14 protein-coding genes and 1 tRNA gene are annotated in these 22,135 nt (G+C 43.9%); 7 read left to right on the forward strand and 8 right to left on the reverse strand.

Going from position 1 to position 22,135, the window contains the following annotated elements:
* Positions 1–530: 530 nt before the first annotated feature.
* The 3 genes from EXA13_RS07790 to EXA13_RS07800 all read right to left on the reverse strand — a co-directional run bounded on the left by EXA13_RS07790 (position 531) and on the right by EXA13_RS07800 (position 4,605).
* Positions 531–1,793, reverse strand: a complete 1,263-nt coding sequence (locus EXA13_RS07790) for a DUF3391 domain-containing protein (RefSeq protein WP_238132681.1) — start codon at positions 1,791–1,793, stop codon at positions 531–533.
* An 84-nt stretch (positions 1,794–1,877) separates the two neighbouring features.
* Complete coding sequence (locus EXA13_RS07795; RefSeq protein ID WP_238132682.1) at positions 1,878–4,328, reverse strand: EAL domain-containing protein; 2,451 nt, start codon at positions 4,326–4,328, stop codon at positions 1,878–1,880.
* Between the two features lie 192 nt (positions 4,329–4,520).
* Positions 4,521–4,605, reverse strand: a tRNA-Leu gene (locus tag EXA13_RS07800).
* A gap of 191 nt (positions 4,606–4,796) precedes the next feature.
* Here EXA13_RS07800 and EXA13_RS07805 point away from each other — a divergent pair.
* Positions 4,797–5,270 (forward strand): RDD family protein, encoded by a 474-nt coding sequence (locus tag EXA13_RS07805; RefSeq protein WP_238132683.1) that lies wholly within the window; start codon positions 4,797–4,799, stop codon positions 5,268–5,270.
* Between the two features lie 109 nt (positions 5,271–5,379).
* Here the strand turns inward: EXA13_RS07805 and lptG are convergent, their stop codons facing one another.
* The gene (gene lptG, locus EXA13_RS07810) at positions 5,380–6,450 is read right to left on the reverse strand and encodes an LPS export ABC transporter permease LptG (RefSeq protein WP_238132684.1); all 1,071 of its coding nucleotides are present in this window, start codon (positions 6,448–6,450) and stop codon (positions 5,380–5,382) included.
* A gap of 3 nt (positions 6,451–6,453) precedes the next feature.
* Positions 6,454–7,557, reverse strand: coding sequence for an LPS export ABC transporter permease LptF (lptF, locus tag EXA13_RS07815; protein WP_238132685.1), 1,104 nt, complete (start codon positions 7,555–7,557; stop codon positions 6,454–6,456).
* Positions 7,558–7,748: 191 nt separating this feature from the next.
* Between lptF and pepA the strand changes: the two genes are divergently transcribed.
* The 3 genes from pepA (at position 7,749) to EXA13_RS07830 (ending at position 12,719) form a co-directional block, all read left to right on the forward strand.
* Positions 7,749–9,257, forward strand: coding sequence for a leucyl aminopeptidase (gene pepA, locus EXA13_RS07820; RefSeq protein WP_238132686.1), 1,509 nt, complete (start codon positions 7,749–7,751; stop codon positions 9,255–9,257).
* Positions 9,258–9,312: 55 nt separating this feature from the next.
* A complete protein-coding gene (locus EXA13_RS07825; protein ID WP_238132687.1) occupies positions 9,313–9,762 on the forward strand; it encodes a DNA polymerase III subunit chi in 450 nt (149 codons plus the stop codon).
* A gap of 95 nt (positions 9,763–9,857) precedes the next feature.
* Positions 9,858–12,719 carry a valine--tRNA ligase gene (locus EXA13_RS07830; RefSeq protein WP_238132688.1) on the forward strand — a complete coding sequence of 954 codons (2,862 nt, stop codon included), beginning with the start codon at positions 9,858–9,860 and terminating at the stop codon, positions 12,717–12,719.
* Between the two features lie 67 nt (positions 12,720–12,786).
* Here EXA13_RS07830 and EXA13_RS07835 read toward each other — a convergent pair whose 3' ends face one another.
* Together EXA13_RS07835 and rluA are read right to left on the reverse strand one after the other, a co-directional pair.
* Positions 12,787–13,749: a D-2-hydroxyacid dehydrogenase gene (locus EXA13_RS07835; protein WP_238132689.1), complete on the reverse strand. Its 963-nt coding sequence runs from the start codon at positions 13,747–13,749 to the stop codon at positions 12,787–12,789.
* A 29-nt stretch (positions 13,750–13,778) separates the two neighbouring features.
* The gene (gene rluA / locus EXA13_RS07840; protein WP_238132690.1) at positions 13,779–14,516 is read right to left on the reverse strand and encodes a bifunctional tRNA pseudouridine(32) synthase/23S rRNA pseudouridine(746) synthase RluA; all 738 of its coding nucleotides are present in this window, start codon (positions 14,514–14,516) and stop codon (positions 13,779–13,781) included.
* A 369-nt stretch (positions 14,517–14,885) separates the two neighbouring features.
* Here rluA and EXA13_RS07845 point away from each other — a divergent pair, with 369 nt between their 5' ends.
* Entirely contained in the window at positions 14,886–16,157 is a 1,272-nt protein-coding gene (locus tag EXA13_RS07845; RefSeq protein WP_238115749.1) for an Nramp family divalent metal transporter, read from the forward strand.
* 67 nt (positions 16,158–16,224) lie between these two features.
* Here the strand turns inward: EXA13_RS07845 and rapA are convergent, their stop codons facing one another.
* Complete coding sequence (gene rapA, locus EXA13_RS07850) at positions 16,225–19,134, reverse strand: RNA polymerase-associated protein RapA (RefSeq protein ID WP_238132691.1); 2,910 nt, start codon at positions 19,132–19,134, stop codon at positions 16,225–16,227.
* Positions 19,135–19,549: 415 nt separating this feature from the next.
* Here rapA and EXA13_RS07855 point away from each other — a divergent pair, with 415 nt between their 5' ends.
* Positions 19,550–20,926: a PhoH family protein gene (locus EXA13_RS07855; RefSeq protein ID WP_238132692.1), complete on the forward strand. Its 1,377-nt coding sequence runs from the start codon at positions 19,550–19,552 to the stop codon at positions 20,924–20,926.
* Between the two features lie 117 nt (positions 20,927–21,043).
* Positions 21,044–22,048 carry an ornithine carbamoyltransferase gene (locus tag EXA13_RS07860; protein WP_238132693.1) on the forward strand — a complete coding sequence of 335 codons (1,005 nt, stop codon included), beginning with the start codon at positions 21,044–21,046 and terminating at the stop codon, positions 22,046–22,048.
* The last annotated feature ends 87 nt before the right edge of the window (positions 22,049–22,135 follow it).

Here is a 22,135-nt window from a genome sequence, read left to right on the forward strand (position 1 = left end):
ATGAATACTGACTTCAACTTACCTTAGTAAATTAAAGCTATTATCGTTCCAACAGAACGATAATGAATTGACTGTGCTCTTATTGGTTTTCACTTTTGAAAAAGTGAAACAAAACAGCTCAAGGCTGTCGACCAATTTGATTTGGTCACTCAGTTCATCGATAAATCTTTTTGATTATCATCAACGAGTGCCCACACAGATTGATTGGTTTAAATTGTTAAAGAGCGGTGCTTCGCTGGCTCATGAGAGCTTCGAAGCGGAGGTGCATTCTAGCGAGATAACTGAGCGTGTCAAACACTTTTTCAATTTTCTTTTTTTAGAAGCATTTCCTCGCCTAACACTGCCTGAAGCCTTGCGGCGTCTGCCGTGTCAGTGAGGGCGCATTATAGGGAGTTAAGCTCACTTAGCAAGTCGAATTTGCTTTTTTTCTTAAAAAAATAGTTCGTTAGAACAAATTACCAACAAGCCTTATTTTACCCATAGCTTTTCATTAGCTAACTAACAGATTACTCACAAAACGCTGTGGATAACTAATCATCGCTATCAAAAAAATAGGTAATTCTTGCTCTAGGATTAAGATAGTCTCGAACTTTATCCGGTAACTTGTTAGGGAGGATGGCGTTAATAATTTTTATCTCTTTATTAGCAAGATCAATAATAGGGGCTTGTGTTCTGGGTACAGAAGGATCGTAGATAAGTACATTCGGAGATAATAAATGTTTAGCATTCACGGAAACCACTAACCCAACCGTGTGATTAGAAAGCTGAACCACAGTACCCGGAGGAAACACCCCCATGAACTTAACTAAAATACTCAGGTTTTGATGGTTATAAAGATGTTTGCAATTCTTATAAAGATGCGAAAGCGCAATGTACGGTATTTTTTGTTCGGTCACTATCGCAGGATGGCATAAGTTATCAAAAGCATTAGCAACAGAAATGACTTGAGTAATTTCATCAATGTCTTGCTCTTTCAAACCCTGCGGGTAACCGGTTCCATCATTCAGTTCATGATGTTGCTCAATTACCGTTTTTGCTTTTTCAGGAAAACCGTCAATCCCATTAACGAGATCGCTGCCATAACGAGTGTGTAATTTGAGATAATTGTGCTCTGGTTCAGTCAGTGGAGTCACTTTGCGCACAATCGCACTCGGGACTCGCATCTTGCCGATATCATGGAACAGTGAAGCAAAAGCGAGCTCTTTAATCTGCTGCTCAGTTAGTCCTTTTGCTTTAGCTATCATCATTGCAAGTACAGAAACATTCAAAGAATGAAAATAAACGTCCTCATATTCGCTCTTACTATTAATTAAATGCAGAGTGACGCTTTCGTTACTCATTAATTTTTCAACAACATCATCAACCAGTTGTAGAGCTTCTTCAATAGCCTCTATTGGACGATTACGAATTTTATTCATCACCGCTCTCATACGTGCTAAGGATCGTTCAAACTCTTTTTCACACTGGATGACTCGCCGCCGATAGCGATTAAGCTTTTCAATTCGATCTTGTTTTTCTTGCCAAAGTTTACCGATTTCCTCATCCAATTGCTGAGAATCGGTAGGCGCCCTCATCTCTTTATCACCGGTTGGAGTTGTGGGTAAAGGCGCAGCATCACTTTGAGCTGGATTAAGAAAAACATGCTGAATACCCAGATGTTTAATCAACTGAATCTGGGTACTAGATTTGATCTTAAAACTGTTAAACAAAAAAGGATGTTCATTCCATTTAACGGGTAATCGAATGTGTAATCCCGGTTGCAACCTATCTACGGTGATCTTAATTCTTGTCACGGTTCGCTCGATATCTCGTTCGTTATTCCATGATTTTAGATGAATTCTCGCAAGATCCTCTTCCCTCGCAATTCAGCTTTCCCGTTAAATGCTCAACTCCGCCTCTGACATAGAAGCCTTTTGTAATTGAGCAAGGTGATTGACAATAATTTGTTGAGTAAGAATGCCTTTAAACTGTTTACCATCAACCAATATCCAAGGAAACGCTAAATTATGCTCACAAACTAGATGAGTAATTTGCTCAGTATCTGTATTTGCATCTAGTTTGGTAAATGAAAGCGTCATAATTTGATTAACAGGTCGATGCCAACGCCCTGCTTCTTTCATTGTTTCTAACTCAGTCCCCATACTTGGAGTCAAGTGAAGGTTTAAAGTTTCTCGGTCAACAATTCCCACACATTCATGATCATTAATGACGGGTAAGACTTCTATATCAGGGGATTGAAAATATTGAAAAGCTAGTGAAATAGGATCACCGGGATCAAGTCGAGGTGTGTGGGCATGATGAAGGGCTACTAAACGAGCCGGCTGCTTATCTTCACTATCACTCAGCAATGGTTTCACTTTCTCGGCAATTTGGCTGTTCACCGTTTTTAAATTTGCCGCCACAGAAGGAGGAGAAAATAAGAAACCTTGCATGAAATCAACTCCGCTATAAGACAACAAAGAAGCATCTTCTAACGATTCCACACCATCGGCTATCACTTGCACGCCTAAGGAGTGGCATAGCTCAACCAGCATTTTAATGACTTTATATCGATTAGTTTTACTTTTTATAGCATCCAAACACCGTCGGCTAATTTTTAAATAATCAAACTCAGATAAAGGAAGATGTTCAAGTAACGAGTAATCAAGCCCCATATCATCAATCGCCACTTGTACACCCTTGGCACGTAATACTTTCAATTCAGCGGACTGAACAATGCTAGCGGTGTGCGTATTAGCTTGAATTAAATCAAGGATGATCTGATCAGCACGCACTGAGCGGTTATCAATCAACGCAATTAAATAGCCAAGTAATTCAGGAAAACCTTGCTTCGTATTCGCAGAGAGATTCAACGTTAAGCGAATTGGATAATCATGTAATTCTTGTAATTCAGATAATTGTTCTAAAGCTGAGTGTAAAACTTGTATATCTAAGTCAGAAACTAAATCAAGATCTTCAGCAATTGCCACTAGCTCACTATTGCGAACGTTTAGTGATGTAGGCAATAAAAAGCGACACAATGCTTCATAACTGATGACCTGCCACGTTTGCGTTTCCACAATCGGTTGATAGCGAACCGATAAGGTTTGATTTTTGATCGCCTCATTCACTAATTCTTCTAATAACCGCCGCTTTTTGATCTGTCGATGAAGCTGTGAATCAAAAAAACGAATCTTCTGCAAACCAGATTCAGACTGTTGTTCTAAAATCGCTTGGACGGAATGTGTCACCGCCATTTTAGTACTGCGAGCATCCAAGCCGAGAATCGAGACGCCTATCTTTCCAGAGGTACAAAGTTTATGTAAATAACTATCCACCTTACGTAGCTCATGAAAAAACGTCCGAATTCTTGCATGGACATAACGATATGGCTCTCCAGAAGAAGGTAAAGGGCAAGTAACACAAACTAAATACAACCCCTTTTTTATCTGCCCGAACAAACGGCTTTCTTTCAAGCGTACCATCACCTCATTTAATGAAGCCTGTTGAGCGGAGGAAATGGGTTGCTCAATACTTAGCGTCATCACAATATAAAGTTCATCTACCAGGCGCTGTTGATATAAAGTTTCAAACTGCTCAAGGAACCACTGTTTATTGGCAATGGAGCCATTGACTCTTTGCGCATGTTCTTCAACTTGTGGGGAGTAAAAACTCACATAAACAGCCTGCCTTTCAGCCGGCATCTGTACTACAGTGCAATGATAATGACGCTCTTGACCACTCGCACAAGTCATGATCACTTTTTGTGGCAAGCTATCTGCGTAAGCATTTAAAGAAAGAGCTTCATCCGCAAATAAAAACGCACTATTTAACCCAAGAAGATCAATCGAATGAAAGCCCGTAAATTGCTCAAAGGTACGGTTACAGCCCAAAATTTTATTGCTTTGATCAGAAATTAACACTCCCCACGGAGCAAAACTCAATAAGTTATCCAGCCATAACCCTTGCTGATACGCTTGGGTTAACTCAAACATCGGCTGGATCTCGCCTTGTAAAATGTACTTAGAGAGTTTTTCTACCGAAAATATCGCATAGCAAAAACGTTCCGAAGTCATGAGTAAGACATTAATAGAAAGTTTATCTCCACTGGTGAGTGAGGCTTCTAGCAACTGCTCAACCTTTTGTTGAGTTGTCTCGTTCATTAGAGACAGCCACTCTTCCAATGTTTGAAAACAGAAAGGGGAAATCGGCTTACTTGCCGGTGAGTCATGACTCGTGCAAGTAAAAGTTTGACTATCAATATCTAAAGTCCAGTGAACAGGAGCAAATGATCTTGACGACGACGGATCCAGCTCGCGGGCGCGAGGCATATTATGGCTATCTTGCATTCGTTCACCTTAAGCGACAGAGATCGCAGCTAATGAAAGCCTTCTCTTTAAGTTTAGACTAACAAATAGAGCGAGAAAAAAGAGACAACTTTTCTGGAAAGAAAGATAAAATAGAGAGTTTAGTCACGTAAAATAAAGCAGGATGAAAACAACAAAGCCCCGACGATTGTCGAGGCTTTGTTGTATAAATCATGGTACCGATGGGCGGACTTGAACCGCCACTCCCGAAGGAAACGGATTTTGAATCCGTCGTGTCTACCAATTTCACCACATCGGCATCTTTAGGCTATTGCCCTTTGATGGTTGGCATTATACGTAAGAAAGAGAGCGGCGCAATAACAAAATATTGAAAAACAAATCGTTTGCTGAATATTTCGCCATAAAATTACATGCTGTGCTCTTGCTCTCTTTTCAGCAAGAGAAAGTCCCGATATGCTGACGGTCATTAATGATTAATTTTGGTCTCCTATGAACACTTCACATTTGCCACCAGCAGGGCTATTTCGGCGTTTAGGCGCTCTTTTATATGATTCGTTGATTGTGATGGCCATTTTAATGGTGGCTGGCGGTATTGTCATTGCCATTTTAGAAGCGCTGGTCGCACTTAACGCAATGAGCTACGCTCCCTACCAAGATGCAGGTGAGTTACTTAGCCGCCATCCAATTTGGAGCCCAGTCTATACACTTTATCTTGCTACCACTTGGATCTACTTCTTTGTTTTCTTCTGGACGAGAGCAGGGCAAACTCTTGGAATGAGAGCATGGAAAATCATGGTTCGTAATACTAATGGATCACAGATCACTCCGACCCAAGCTCTGATTCGTTTGGCGACCTCGGTATTTGGCTTGGGGAATTTGACGGTTCCGATTGATCCACAAAAACGAAGTTTTCAAGATATGTGGGCTAAAACGGAAGTGGTGAAACTCGATAAGATTCGTTGATCTTTTTACACCACACAACATTCATTCCATTGCGATGAGTGGCACAAGAAAATGAATAGGGAGGCGTCACGCCTCCCTTCCTCTAGCATACGGTCACTATTTCAAGCTTTTATAGTTTTCTGCGTAATAGCATGACAGCAATCGTCAAGAAAACCAAACTGGGGGCTACCGCACCAAACACTGGAGGAATGCCATAAACCAAACTCAGGGGGCCAAAAAACTCGCTGGAAATATAAAAAGTAAAACCAGCGATCACACCAGATAAAATTCTCGCCCCCATGGTGACACTCCGTAACGGACCAAAAATAAACGACAAGGCCATTAACATCATCACGGCAATCGAGAAAGGTTGCGTCACCTTGCGCCACAAGGCCAGTTCATAACGAGAAGCATCTTGTTCTGAAGCTTTTAGGTAATGAACATAATCATACAAGCCGCTTAATGCGAGTTCTTCTGGCTTTACCGTAACCACGGCTAATTTATCTGGAGCTAAGGCCGTTTTCCACGGGTATTCATCTAATGACTGTTTCATTATCACGATATCGTTTTGAAAATCGGTCAACTCTACCTTCTTCATAAGCCATTGATTATCACCGAGGTAATCGACTTGTTCAGCAAATACAACATGACGCAACTTTTTGTGTTCATCGAAACGCCACATGTTTAATCCATACAGGCGTTCATTATCCACCTTACCGACAAAGATAAAGTCATTAATATCTCTTGCCCAGACCCCCGTTCTCACCGACATAATGTTTCCGCCAGAGGTAGCAAAAGCTCGCATATCACGGGCTATTTTCTGGGCCTGAGGAGCCCCCCACTCGCCTAACAAAGTCACAATGATCATCAAAGGCACCGCAGTTTTCAGCACAGAAAGACCAATATCTAACTTAGAAAACCCAGCAGCCTGCATCACCACCAATTCTGAACTTGCTGCTAACGCTCCTAATCCAATAAGGGCCCCCAGCAGAGCCGCCATTGGGAAAAACATTTCCACATCTCTTGGCACGCTCAGCAAAACAAACAACAAGGCTTGCAAAAGATCGTAGGTTCCATCACCGACTTTTCTTAGTTGCTCGACATATTTAATAATGCCGGACAAGCCAACAAAAGTGACCAATACCAATGTCGTGGTAGCAATAATGGTTCTGCCGATATACCAATCCAATATATTAAACACGACTTAAGCCACCTTTTTCTTTTGTTTAAATCTATCTTTTATTCGTCTCACAGCAACACTATCTAATGTGTTCGCTACGATAGCTGCCATTAACAAAGCTGCATTAATTGGCCACATGCCAACCACCACCGGAATAGAACCATCTTCTAGGGCGGACTTCGTCGCACTGATCGCTAAGAAATAGGTTAAATAAATAAGAATAGCGGGCCCCATTTTAGCAAATCGCCCCTGCCTTGGGTTTACCGCTGACAAAGGAACCACCAGCATGGTCAGTAACGGAATACAAACCACCAAAGAAATTCGCCATTGCAGTTCCGCTTGAGCTCGCCGATCGGAGTTACGAATTAAATCTAAAGTGGGCGTTTCTTCCCAATCTCGCCCTTTGCTTTTCACTTCACGTTGGCCAATTAACCCTTCATATTGATCAAAGCGTGTGATCATATAATCCACTCGAGTCGGAACACCTTCATAACGAATACCATGGTGCATCGTGATCACTTGTCGACCATCACTGAGCTCTTGAACATCACCTGAATCAGAAAACATCACACTAGGTAAAATGGATTCACGAGGCGAAAGCTGAGCAACAAAAACATTGCTCAGCTTCTTATTCTCTATGTTGTCGATAAACACCACAGAAGAACCATCAGGAGAGCGTTGAAATTGACCTTTTTGCAATAAGTCGACACTGTTTTCAGCCGCGAGTTGTTCAATCAATTGTGCTTCTTTATTTTGGCTCCAAGGTGATAACCAAAATGCATTAAATGCCGCCACACTGGCTGTAATAATGGCCAAATAAAGGGCCGCTCTAATAAGAAATTTATTACCAATACCAGTGGCATTCATTACGGTAATTTCACTTTCCGCATATAGACGACCAAAGGTTAATAAAATGCCGATATACAGACTTAGGGGTAACATTAATAACCCCATGGCTGGCATATTCAAACCGACAATAGATAAAATCATCCGCGCAGGAATTTCACCGTCAGAAGCGTCAGCCAAAACACGGATAAATTTTTGGCTTAAAAACACCAAAAAAAGGACGAAAAAAATCGCAAATTGGCTTTTTAGTGTCTCTCGGATCAAATATCTAACAATAATCACGCTGAAATAACCTATGCAAAACTTGTTTTTTTGATTGAATCACTATAATTTCCTGTTGAACCGTTTGTTTTTTAAATTTTCACTATCTGTTAGAACACCTAGACTCAAGGTCGATTCCCAAAAGGATTCATCAAGTAAGAATGCATTATCTAACATTTAGTTCTATTTGTCTTTAAGATGTAGGAGTACGCATGGAGTTCAGTGTTAAAAGTGGTAGCCCTGAAAAACAACGTAGCGCATGTATCGTTGTCGGAGTTTTTGAACCACGCCGCCTTTCTCCAGTAGCAGAACAACTTGATAAAATCAGTGATGGCTACATCAGTTCACTACTTCGTCGTGGTGATCTGGAAGGAAAACCCGGACAGATGCTACTGCTGCATCAAGTACCTGGTGTACTTTCAGAACGAGTGTTGCTCGTTGGTTGCGGTAAAGAGCGAGAATTGGGTGAACGTCAATACAAAGAGATCATCCAAAAAACCATTAGCACACTTAATGAAACTGGATCAATGGAAGCCGTCTGTTTTTTAACCGAGTTGCATGTTAAAGGACGTGATACTTATTGGAAAGTTCGCCAAGCTGTAGAAGCCACCAAAGATGGTTTATACACCTTTGATCAGTTCAAAAGCGTCAAGCCAGAAACTCGCCGTCCGCTACGAAAACTGGTGTTCAACGTGCCAACTCGACGAGAACTCAGCTTAGGAGAGCGCGCCATTAATCATGGTTTAGCGATCGCTTCCGGTGTTAAAGCCTGTAAAGACCTAGGCAATATGCCACCTAACATTGCTAACCCAGCTTATCTTGCCTCTCAAGCTCGTCGCTTAGCTGATGACTACTCGACCGTGACCACCAAAATTATTGGTGAAGAAGAGATGGAAAAACTGGGTATGACCTCTTACCTTGCCGTCGGTCGAGGCTCCAAAAATGAGTCGATGATGTCCGTCATTGAGTACAAAGGCCATCCAGACCCAGATGCTAAACCCATCGTCTTAGTCGGTAAAGGGCTGACTTTCGACTCGGGTGGTATTTCATTAAAACCCGGCGAAGGGATGGATGAAATGAAATACGACATGTGCGGAGCCGCTTCTGTGTTTGGAGCCATGAAAGCATTAGCAAAATTGAACCTTCCACTGAATGTGGTTGGGGTGCTGGCGGGATGTGAAAACATGCCAGGTAGCCATGCTTATCGTCCCGGTGATATCCTGACAACGATGTCAGGCCAAACGGTCGAAGTACTCAACACCGATGCAGAAGGTCGCCTTGTGTTATGCGATGCACTCACCTATGTGGAGCGCTTTGAACCTGACTGCGTGGTTGATATCGCAACCTTAACGGGGGCTTGTGTCATTGCGCTTGGTCATCATATCAGTGCTGTAATGGCCAATCACAACCCATTAGCTCATGAATTGGTCAATGCTTCTGAACAAGCCAGCGATCGTGCATGGCGTTTACCGCTAGCGGATGAATACCATGAACAGTTGAAAAGCCCCTTTGCTGATATGGCGAACATTGGTGGCCGCCCTGGTGGTGCAATTACTGCGGGCTGTTTCTTGTCAAAATTTACTAAGAAATATAACTGGGCCCATCTTGATATTGCTGGCACCGCTTGGAAGTCAGGCGCAGCAAAAGGTTCCACAGGGCGTCCAGTTTCCCTTTTAGTCCAGTTCCTGCTCAATCGCAGTGGCCAAGAGACTGAGGAGTAAGCCTCATACGAAAAGGGCCAAACGGCCCTTTTTTATTCAATCTGAGTAAGTCATTATGGCAACAGCAACCTTCTATCTCGTTTCTGCAGATAGTCCACAAGCAACCCCAACTGGGCTTGAGCAATATGTGGTTTATCTCGCGCAATATTTTGCACGGCAAGGTGCAAAAGTCTATGTGCAAGGCCATGACAAGCCCCATGCAGAAAGGCTTGCTGAACGGTTTTGGCAAGTGGAGCCTGAGAATTTTCTTGCTCACAACTTGGTCGGCGAAGGCCCCAGATATGGGACTCATATTGAAATTGGTTACCCAGAAGTTACCCCTTCTCGGAACCGACAACTGGTAATAAATGTGGCCGATAATCATACAACCTTTGCGAACGCCTTCGCAGAGGTGGTAGACTTCGTTCCCAGTGAAGAAAAGGCCAAGCAACAAGCTCGAGAGCGGTATAAGCAGTACCGTCAAGCAGGATATCAACTGCAAACCATCGAGATAAATTACCCTTGAATCCTTTATCCTTATAGTTAAGCTCTCTTACCCAGAGAGAACTCACTTATAGTGATAACCCGAATTAACCATCAAAGTATCCATTTAAGAGCACTATGGAAAAGACATACAACCCAACATCCATCGAACAAGATCTATATAAGACTTGGGAAGAGCAAGGCTACTTTAAGCCTCATGGCGACACAAGCAAAGACGCATATAGCATCATGATCCCGCCGCCAAACGTCACTGGTAGCTTACATATGGGTCACGCATTCCAAGACACCATTATGGATACCTTGATCCGCTGTCAGCGTATGAAAGGTAAAAATACCTTATGGCAAGTCGGTACTGACCATGCTGGTATTGCGACTCAAATGGTCGTTGAACGAAAAATTGCCGCAGAAGAAGACAAAACCAAGCACGATTACGGCCGTGATGCCTTTATCGATAAAATTTGGGAATGGAAAAAAGAATCGGGTGGAACGATCACCAAACAGTTACGTCGTCTTGGTGCATCTGTTGACTGGGATCGTGAACGTTTCACAATGGATGATGGTTTCTATAAAGCCGTACAAGAAGTCTTTGTTCGCCTCTACAAAGACGATTTGATCTATCGCGGTAAACGATTAGTAAACTGGGATCCTAAACTGCATACGGCCATTTCTGATCTTGAAGTGGAAAACAAAGAAACCAAAGGTCATATGTGGCACTTCCGCTATCCATTAGCCGATGGTGCAAAAACCGCAGAAGGCAAAGATTATATCGTGGTTGCTACCACTCGCCCAGAAACCATGCTTGGTGATACCGGTGTAGCGGTAAACCCAGAAGATCCTCGCTATAAAGATCTGATTGGTCAACAGGTCATACTGCCTGTAGTTAACCGCCGAATTCCGATTGTCGGTGATGAACATGCGGATATGGAAAAAGGGACCGGTTGTGTAAAAATCACCCCGGCGCATGATTTTAATGACTATGAAGTAGGTAAACGCCATCGCCTACCGATGATCAACATCTTCACCTTTGATGCCAACGTACGTGATGTTGCCGAAGTCTTTAATACTAATGGTGAACCATCAGAGGCTTATAGCTCAGAGATTCCCGCTCAATATCAAGGCATTGAACGCTTTGCGGCTCGTAAAGCGATCGTAGCAGAATTTGATGCTCTAGGATTACTAGAAGAAGTTAAAGATCACGATCTAACCATTCCTTATGGCGATCGTGGTGGCGTAGTCATTGAACCGATGCTGACTGACCAATGGTATGTTCGCGCGGGTATTCTTGCCAAGCCAGCGGTTGAAGCAGTTGAAAATGGGGATATTCAGTTCGTGCCTAAGCAGTACGAAAATATGTACTTCTCATGGATGCGTGATATTCAAGATTGGTGTATTTCTCGCCAGCTTTGGTGGGGTCACCGAATTCCCGCTTGGTATGATGATCAGGGCAATGTTTACGTAGGTCGTAATGAGAGCGAAGTGCGCAGCGAAAATAACCTTGCTGATGATATCGCATTATGCCAAGACGATGACGTTTTAGATACTTGGTTCTCTTCAGCGCTATGGACATTCGGCACACTTGGCTGGCCGGAACAGACCAAAGAACTCAACGTTTTCCACCCAACCGATGTTCTCGTTACTGGGTTTGATATCATTTTCTTCTGGGTTGCCCGGATGATCATGATGACCATGCACTTTGTCAAAGATGAGAATGGTCAACCTCAAGTTCCATTCAAAACCGTTTATGTGACAGGCCTTATTCGTGATGAAAATGGCGATAAAATGTCAAAATCTAAAGGGAACGTGCTTGATCCTATCGATATGATCGATGGTATCGATCTTGAATCTCTGGTTGAAAAGCGTACCGGTAATATGATGCAGCCACAACTGGCCGCGAAAATCGAGAAAAATACACGGAAAACCTTTGAAAATGGTATCGAAGCTTACGGTACAGATGCACTACGTTTCACGCTAGCCGCGATGGCGTCCACTGGCCGTGATATCAACTGGGATATGAAACGCTTAGAAGGCTACCGTAATTTCTGCAATAAACTGTGGAACGCAAGCCGCTATGTTTTGATGAACACTCAAGAGCAAGATTGCGGTTTTGCAGCTAGTACTGAGCTTGAATATTCATTGGCCGATAAGTGGATCGAGTCACAATTTGAATTAGCCGCGAAAGAGTTCAACAACCACATTGATAACTACCGTCTGGATATGGCTGCCAATACGCTGTATGAGTTTATCTGGAACCAATTCTGCGACTGGTATTTAGAACTAACCAAACCTGTACTTTGGAAAGGCAGTGAAGCCCAACAACGAGCGACTCGCCGAACATTGATTACGGTACTCGAGAAAACGTTGCGCTTGGCTCACCCAGTTTTGCCATACATTACCGAAACCATTTGGCAAAATGTGAAACCACTGGTAGAAGGCGTTGAAGGCGATACCATTATGCTACAGGCACTACCACAATATGATGAGGCGAATTTCCATCAAGAAGCTCTGAATGATATTGAATGGGTAAAAGCCTTTATCACCAGCATCCGAAACTTACGCGCTGAGTATGACATTAATCCGGGTAAACCACTGGAAGTGATGCTTAAAGCCGCAAATGAACAAGATGCGGATCGCCTTGTCACCAATCAACCCGTGCTGATGGCTCTCGCTAAGTTAGAAAGCGTTCGTGTGCTGGCGGCAGGAGAAACTGTTCCAGCATGTGCGACGGCCTTAGTGGGTAAATCAGAGCTGATGATCCCAATGGCTGGCCTGATTGATAAAGAAGCTGAACTGGAACGTTTGAGTAAAGAAATTGCGAAAACGGAAGGGGAAATTAAACGCATTGAAGGCAAATTGGGTAACCAAGGCTTCGTTGCTAAAGCCCCTGAAGCGGTCGTTGCCAAAGAGCGTGAAAAACTCGAAGGTTACCAAGAAGCACTAGTGAAATTAGTTGAACAAAAAGCGACGATTGCCGCGCTTTAATCCATCTCTTTTCACTGATGAAATGATGATAAGGCAGCGAATTCGCTGCCTTATTGTTTATGCTAGATTAGACTAAACGGTTACGAGACTCACCAGAGACAAACCCTTCAATGTTATCGATTAAGATCGCCACTAACCGCTCGATAGCACTGTCACTTCCCCACGCCACATGCGGCGTCAGCAATAAGTTGGGTAATTCCATATTCGCCAATAAAGGGTTGTTTCTATCGGCAGGCTCTTGAGTAAACACATCAACCCCCGCACCAGCAATACGGCGCTGTTTTAACGCATCCACTAAGGCCAGTTCATCCACTAGCCCACCTCGCCCAGTATTAATGAGAATAGCATTCGGTTTCATCAACGCAAATTCTTTAGTACTGAGTAAATGGTGAGTCAACTCCGTTAAAGGGCAATGCAAGGAGAGCACATCAGCATTCGCCACGACTTGCTCAAAAGGCGTATATCCATCCCGGCAATGCTGTGCGCCTTTATGTTCAGCCAATAACACTTGCATTCCTAATGCTGTCGCCAGTTGTGCCGTTGCTTTGCCTAACGTTCCAGTGCCAATGATTCCCATAGTACTGCCCGCGATATCACCAATAGGATGAGTAAAAAAGCAGAACTGCTTATTGCGCTGCCACTCACCCGCCGCAATATCTTGATGGTAACCCAATAAATTACGTCGCAGAGCAAACAGCATGCCGATCACATGTTCAGGAACCGATTGAACCGCATACCCCTGCACATTACACACCGCAATTTTGTGTAACCGACAATAGTCCATATCAATATTATTAACGCCGGTTGCCGAAACCGCAATTAAGCGTAACTGAGGTAATTGAACCAACACATCCGCGGTTAGCACCACCTTATTGGTAATGGCAATATCTGCTCCCGCCAAGCGCTCAACCACTTGCTCTGGTGAGGTAAATTCATACTCTTGCCAATGGTGAGCGAAACTGAGCGAAGGAAGCGAGATATGACGTGGAATCGTCGCGCGATCTAAAAAAACCACCTTAGGTAATGACATAGCTTCTCCTTACGCTATCCCCCCCCATATTATGGTCGCGGCAGCGTTTTGTAGTCGGGTAATTTCCGCTCAGGATCAAAGTGGCTTAAAATTTCTTCCTGAGCTTCAGGGTAAAAATCACAAGGTACGAACAGGGTTCGTAACCAATGACTGCGCGGATGATAAAAACTCAGTTCAGCAGCATGCAATTCCAAACGGTTTGCAAACGCTAACGCTTCAGGAGAAGCATAAAACTCGTCTCCTACAATTGGATGACCAATCGCAAGCAAATGAACACGAAGTTGATGTGAGCGTCCTGTGATCGGAAAAAGACGCACAATGGCCGTTTTCTCTTCTTGTTTAACTACCTGATAGAGGGTTTTTGAAGCTTTACCATGTTCAAAACAGACTTTTTGCTTCGGACGATTGGGCCAATCACAAATCAACGGAAGATCTATCTCCCCTTGCGTCTGTTCTACTTGCCCCCATACCCGAGCGTAATACACTTTATGGGTTAAGCGATATTGAAACTGTTTTTTTAATGCCGCTTCCATGTATTTATTTTTAGCAAACAGCATTAGCCCTGATGTCGACATATCAAGCCGATGCACTACCTGTATCTCAGGGTAGCGCTCAACCAACCGACTCCACATACTGTCATAATGCTCAGCATGCTTACCTGGAACAGAAAGTAGCCCTGATGGCTTATTGACGGCCAGAATATGGTCATCTTCGTATACCACATCAATCCACGGTTCAGTCGGTGGATGGTACTCAATCATTGCCATCAATTACATCTCATTTGCTCAAAACGCTGCATTATATACGTAAAGACGATAACGTTGCAGCTACAGAAACACCCCACCCCCGCTTAGTACTTCCTCTTCTCATGAACAATTGGACTGGTGGAGTGTATAACAAACAACGTAAATACAAATTGACACTTTAGCAAAGTATGATATTGGTAGGACATATTGACAATAAAAACAACCCAACAGCATCGCACCGTTCGGGGAATAACGCCAACAAACACAACCATAATTTATACTCAGCTATTAAGGCTAGCAGCAACACACCGCATCATGTGTTTGCCTGCTTACCACAGAGGCAATGGACATATCACCTCATGCAATAGCCAATGTATATAAGGAACAAGAATGGAAAATACCGTCCCTTATTCATCAAATACCCAGCTCTCTTTCGCTCAACTGATTCGTTCGCTAGGCCCCGGTATTATGATGGCCGCAGCCGCTGTCGGGGGCTCGCATCTGGTAGCTTCAACCAAAGCGGGGGCTATTTATGGCTGGCAATTAGCCGCTTTAATCTTATTGGTCAATCTCTTTAAGTACCCTTTCTTTAAAGCCAGCGTACAGTACACCATGGGAACTGGCGACAGCTTAGTCGAAGGGTATGCTAAATTAGGCAAACCATACTTGTGGATCTTTGCCATTCTCAGTGTCTTTTCTGGCATCGTAAATACGGCGGCATTGCTGATGTTCAGTGCCAGTTTACTGGGGTACTTTATTCCTTTTGAGCTATCCATGACGACGTTAAGTACACTGATTCTTATTACTTGTCTGGTTATTCTATTGGCGGGACACTATCGAGCATTAGATGTGTTATCCAAAACCATTATGGCGGTGCTTACTCTTGCCACATTAACCGCCGTATTCATTGCGGCAACCAATCCTGCACCTGCCACTATCGCAACACAAGCTCCTTCCCCTTGGAATATTGCCGCCATCGGTTTTATTGTCGTAACCATGGGATGGATGCCTGCCCCCATTGAAATTTCCAGCCTAACCTCGATGTGGTTAAAAAGTCAGCGCAAGCAGCAATCCGTTACCCCTCAATCCGCCTTATTTGATTTCAATGTCGGCTACATCGGTACGGCCATTTTAGCCATCGTCTTTCTTGCATTGGGCAGCTTAGTGCTTCATGGCACTGGCATCGAATTATCTAAATCCGGAGTGGGCTTTTCTCATCAATTGGTTGGCCTGTATGCCTCTACCATTGGTGAGTGGTCAAGATACTTGATTGCTGTCATCGCTTTTTTCTGTATTTTTGGCAGTACGATTACGGTGATTGATGGCTATTCACGAGTCATTGCGGAATCTCAACGACTACTGAACAATCAAGCACAGCAATCTCCACGTATTTTCCAGTCATGGATGTTTGTTGTTTCAGCATTGGCATTAGCAATTATTGTCTTTTGGGCTTCCGCATTAATGCCTATGCTAGACTTTGCAATGGTGATGGCCTTTATGACCACTCCTGTTTTTGCCCTGTTAAATTATGTTCTGGTCACCCGAACCCCACTGCCTAAAGCGCTACAAGTTGGGCCAAAGCTGAAAGCTCTATCCCTTGTTGGTCTTATCTATTTATTTGGCTTTCTTGCACTATTTATTTGGTGGAAGTGGTTAATGTAATCATTGCTCTACTCTAGAAAAAATAAAGGCCTTCATTTCGAAGGCCTTTATTGCTAAGAATCATCCATTAGTTATGTGTGACGACAATTAACCGCAAGGAATCTAATTGATATTGAGCTTGTGATATATACCCAGTCAGTGCAGCAATTTGTTCTTCCAACACCCGAATTTCCTCATCTCGAATGTTAGGATTCACCGCCTTCAACGCTAATAAACGCTCAAGCTCCGCATTCAGGCTATGTTGCATCTCTTTTTCAGCCTGCTCTCGAATCGCTATCACTTTATCGCTCACCAATGTGTCACTTTCTGTGATCAAACGATGAATTTCAGCCTGAACAGAGCTAACGAGCTTGCTGGCTAAATGACGATTTACAGGGCTTAATTGACGATTAAATGCTTCAAAATCCACTTGTGCAGAAAGATCATTACCACGAGCATCAAGTAAAATACGAATCGGCGTTGGGGGTAAAAAGCGGCTGATACCACTACTTTTTGGCGCTTGAGCATCAACAAGATAAACCATCTCTAACAAAATCGTTCCCACGGGCAGCGCTTTATTTTTTAGTAACGAAACAGCACAAACCCCAACCCCTTCACTCATCAGTAAATCGATGCCCCCTTGGATCATTGGGTGCTCCCAACTGATCAAGTGCATATCTTCTCGAGAAAGAGCCGTATCACGATCAAAGGTAATCGTTGCCCCTTCATAAGGCAGACCGGGATAACTAGGCACCATCATATGCTCAGAAGGTGTCACGACTAGTGCATTTTCACCACGATCATCTTGGTTAAGGCCAACGGTATCAAATAAACTCAGCGCAAACGTCACTAAGTTGGTATCCCCATCTGTCTCTGCAATCGACTGAGCAATTTGCTGCGCTTTTTCACCCCCATTGGAGTGCATTTCCAACAATCGATCACGCCCTTGCTCTAATTGACTTTTCAACGACTTATTCAGCTTCGCTGATTCCTCAATAACGGCATCGAGCTCACTGCTTTCTCCTGCGGCGAGCATGGGGATCAAACGTTCAGAGAATTGATCGTACACCGCTCGACCGGTTGGGCACGTTTCAGCAAAAGCATTCAAACCTTCATCATACCAGCGAGCCAAAATCGCCTGAGATGTCCCTTGTAAATAAGGCACATAAATGTCGATATCATTTTGTTGGCCTATTCGATCCAAACGACCAATACGTTGCTCTAGCAGATCTGGGTTAAATGGCAAATCAAACATCACCAACTGATGAGCAAATTGGAAGTTACGTCCTTCGGATCCAATTTCACTACAAATCAGAACCTGCGCACCGCCTTCTTCCTGAGCAAAATAAGCCGCTGCTTTGTCCCGCTCTAAAATCGACATCCCTTCATGAAAAACGGTCGCTCGAATGCCTTCCCGTTCACGCAGCGCTTGTTCTAACTGCAATGCGGTGCTCGCTCTTGAGGCAATCACTAAAATCTTTTCACTACGCTTGGCTTTAACTTTCTCAATCAACCAGTTAACGCGAGAATCAAATTGCCACCAACTCGCATCATCACCTTCAAACTCTTGGAAAATCTCTTCGGGATAGAGCATTTTCATCGCCCGAGCTTCAGGGCTTAGCTTGCCACCAATCATCCCTGACACTCGCATAGAGGTACTGTACTGCTCAGGAATAACCATCGGCAGTAAATGTACATTACGTACAGGGAAACCTTTAATAGCCGCACGAGTGTTTCTAAACAACACTCGTCCCGTTCCATGACGATCCATCAAATTACTGATCAACTCATCACGGGCTGTTACTTTTTCCTGCTCATCTGCTTGGCTTTCTAATACCTTCAGTAATGGCTCTACATCCTGCTCACTCAGCAGTTCACCAATTTGGTTCTTCGCCTCATTACTGAGTGCAGCACCAGAAAGTAAGGCACTTACAGCATCAGCGACTGGGGCATACTGCTCTTCCTCTTTAACGAAAGCATCATAATCGTAGAATCGATCTGAATCGAGTAACCGTAAACGAGCAAAGTGACTTTCACGCCCGAGCTGCTCTGGCGTTGCCGTTAACAACAATACCGCCGGCGTTCGCTCAGCCAACGCTTCTATGACTTGATATTCACGACTGGGTTTTTCTTGGCTCCACTGCAAATGGTGCGCTTCATCCACCACCAACAAATCCCATTCGGCTTCTAATGCTTGCTCAAAGCGTTGGCGGCTCTTACGTAGAAAATCGAGTGAACAAAGAACGTATTGCTGAGTATCAAAAGGGTTATCTGCTTCACTAAAAGCTTCTACACAACGTTCTTCATCAAACACAGAAAAATGCAAGTTAAAACGGCGCAGCATCTCCACCAACCATTGGTGCTGAAGCGTTTCTGGTACCACAATTAAAATGCGTTCGGCCCGCCCAGAAAGCACTTGTTGATGAATGATCATGCCGGCTTCAATGGTTTTACCTAGCCCAACTTCATCGGCTAAAAGCACTCGAGGGGCATAACGACGCCCCACTTCATGAGCAATGTATAACTGATGAGGAATCAAGCCGGCACGCATACCACATAACCCCCGCATCGGGCTTCTATGTTGTTGATATTGGTTACTCAGCGCCCGATAACGCAGCACAAAATTGTCCATACGATCAATTTGACCAGCAAACAATTTATCTTGAGGTTTGTTAAAACGAATTTGATTACTGAGGAAAATTTCCCGAAGTGCTACGCCCGACTCTTCCGTATCTTCACGAGTTCCCAGATAAGTGAATACACCTTGATCTTCAACGACTTGCTCAACATGGAGTGACCAACCTTCTTGGCTATCAATGCTATCCCCCACATTAAATGTCACTCGTGTCACCGGTGCATCATGACGAGCATAAACTCGGTTTTCTTCTGATGCGGCGAACATTAATGTCACCGTGCGAGCATCCATACCCACTACGGTGCCTAAACCTAAATCGCTTTCCGTATCACTTATCCAGCGTTGCCCCAAAGCAAAAGTCATTAATCGACTACCTCATCAATGTGGATTAGACATAAAAGTTATTGAGAACTCTACACATTTAAAAGAAAAGTCTAATCGCTCTATTATTCCAGTGCAGAAAAAGACCGCTAATCTTACTTGAAGGTATGAAGCAGGTCACGTCCATTCCCGGCTTTTTTTCCCCAATCTTCCCTCTGACATTAAATGGTCATATTTCCATGTCATTGGTGAATCAATACTTTGCGATACTTTGCCAGATAGCACACCTTGAAAGCGAGTAACCTGCTACGCTAAGGAGGTAAGTTCAAGCAGAGTATCAACACAGGTTTGTTTTCAGGCCACAGTGATCGAAAGTCTGACTCCAGCATACGGTGATTGTTGGCAAGTGAATACAAACATCCATTGCACAAGGCTACTCAGTAGCAAGGAGACGCTTATGGGCGATACCGACCGGAAACTGTTTGTTCTGGATACCAACATCCTACTCCATGAACCACTCGCTATTTACTCCTTCCAAGAACACGATGTGGTCATTCCGATGAGCGTCCTCGAAGAACTTGATCGAATCAAAGACAGCAAGCGCGACGTCGCCCGAGATGCCCGTGTTGCCATCCGAGCTTTAGAAACCGTCTTTCATGATGCCACTCCCGATGAAATTTCTGCCGGAATTCCACTGGTGCAGCAAGGGACACGCGGAGGAACGATTGCCATCTTAGCGGACTACGATGTGCATGAAACCGTAAAAGCCTTCACGGATAAAGAAGGGGATAACCGAATTCTCAATGCCGTCTTACACCTGCAAAATAAGCGGGCTCCCCGCGCGGTGGTATTAGTCACTAAAGACATTAATATGCGCTTACGAGCCAAAGGAGCAGGGGTACGGTTTGTTGAAGATTACCGTACCGATCAGCTCATAGATGACGTGCAATATCTAACTAAAGGTTTTCAAACCCGTACGGGAAATTTCTGGGAGAACGTGGAAAATGTCGAAAGCTATACCTTATCAGGCAAAACATTTCACAAACTGGATCGACAACCTTTCGAACCCACTTACTTAAACCAATACGTTCTGGATGAAGAGAGTGATTTTGCTGCTCGGGTAGAAAGTTTGACGCCAGAGTCTGTCACTCTGCGAGATTTAAGCCGAGAACGCATGATGCACCGTCAGGTCTGGGACATCACTCCGAAAAATATTTATCAAGCGATGGCATTCGATGCCTTGCTGGATCCTGACATTGATTTAGTGATTCTCACCGGTGCGGCGGGCAGTGGCAAAACCTTATTGGCCATGGCGGCGGCTTTAGAGCAAACCATCGAACGGAAAATGTTCGACAAAATTATCGTGACTCGTAATACCCCTGACATTGGTGAATCCATCGGTTTCTTACCCGGTAGTGAAGAAGAAAAAATGATGCCTTGGCTTGCCGCCATTACCGATACCTTAGAAGCCTTACATAAACACGATCACTGTACGGAGGGGTCACTCAAATACATCTGTGATAAAGCCAACATTCAATTTAAATCCATTAACTTTATGCGAGGCCGATCCATTCAAAATGCCTTTGTATTGCTCGATGAATGTCAAAATCTCACCGCTTCACAAATTAAAACCATCATTACTCGCTGTGGCGAAGGCACAAAAATTGTCTGCTCTGGAAACTTAGCGCAAATTGACTCCCACTATCTCACTCCTGTCACCTCAGGGCTCACCTACATGGTAGAGCGATTTAAAAACTTTGAAGGCAGTGCTAACATCCACCTTAATGGAGTGGTACGTAGCCGTTTAGCCGAATTTGCGGAAGAGAATTTATAATCATCCATGGCGAACAACTAAAGTTGTTCGCCATGGATACTTAAAAATAATTATTCACTTTTCGTGTATTTTCATGCTTTACTAGTGCCACTATTGTTCGACAACTAAGGACTGGGTATGGCTTTTAATTTACGTCATCGTAATTTTCTCAAACTGCTTGATTTCACCCCTAAAGAAATCCAGTTTCTATTAAACCTTTCAGCTGAATTGAAACAGGCAAAATACGCTGGCACCGAGCAAAAAACCTTACTCGGTAAAAATATCGCCCTAATTTTTGAAAAATCCTCTACACGAACTCGCTGCGCATTTGAAGTTGCCGCCTTTGACCAAGGGGCTCAAGTCACGTATCTCGGCCCCTCTGGCTCACAAATCGGTCATAAAGAGTCCATGAAAGATACCGCCCGAGTCCTTGGCCGTATGTATGATGGCATTCAATATCGCGGCTATGGGCAAAAAATTGTTGAAGAATTAGGACAATACGCCGGCGTCCCTGTATGGAATGGGCTAACCGATGAATTTCATCCTACTCAAATTCTGGCCGATTTTCTCACCATGCAAGAGCACGCACATGGAAGGCCACTTCATCAAATTAGCTTTGCTTATCTCGGTGATGCTCGTAACAATATGGGAAATTCACTCATGGTGGGCGCTGCAAAAATGGGGATGGATATTCGTTTAGTCGCCCCAAAAGCTTTTTGGCCTGAAGAAGCATTAGTGACGACCTGTCAAACCATAGCACAGAGCACTGGCGCAACCATCACCCTGACCGAAGACGTTGCACAAGGCGTTGATGGCTGTGATTTTCTTTATACTGATGTTTGGGTTTCAATGGGAGAAGCAGCAGCGGCTTGGGATGAACGCGTCGCCCTGATGAAACCTTATCAAATTAATATGGACGTGATCCAAGCAACAGGCAATCCTCAAGTTAAATTTATGCACTGCTTACCCGCTTTTCATAATGATGAAACCACTGTGGGCAAACAGGTCGCAGAGAAATATGGCATGAACGGCTTAGAAGTCACGGAGGATGTCTTTGAATCAGACTACTCGATTGTTTTTGATCAAGCGGAAAATCGGCTGCATACCATTAAAGCCGTCATGGTGGCCACATTGGGTGCCTAATCACTTTATTTACGCACAAAAAACAGCCAAAGCAAACGCTTGCCTTAGCCAAAGTTCGGCGTATAATGCGCAGCAATTTGTCTGAGG

The organism is Vibrio cincinnatiensis (assembly GCF_022113815.1).
GTDB classification, from domain to species: domain Bacteria; phylum Pseudomonadota; class Gammaproteobacteria; order Enterobacterales; family Vibrionaceae; genus Vibrio; species Vibrio cincinnatiensis_A.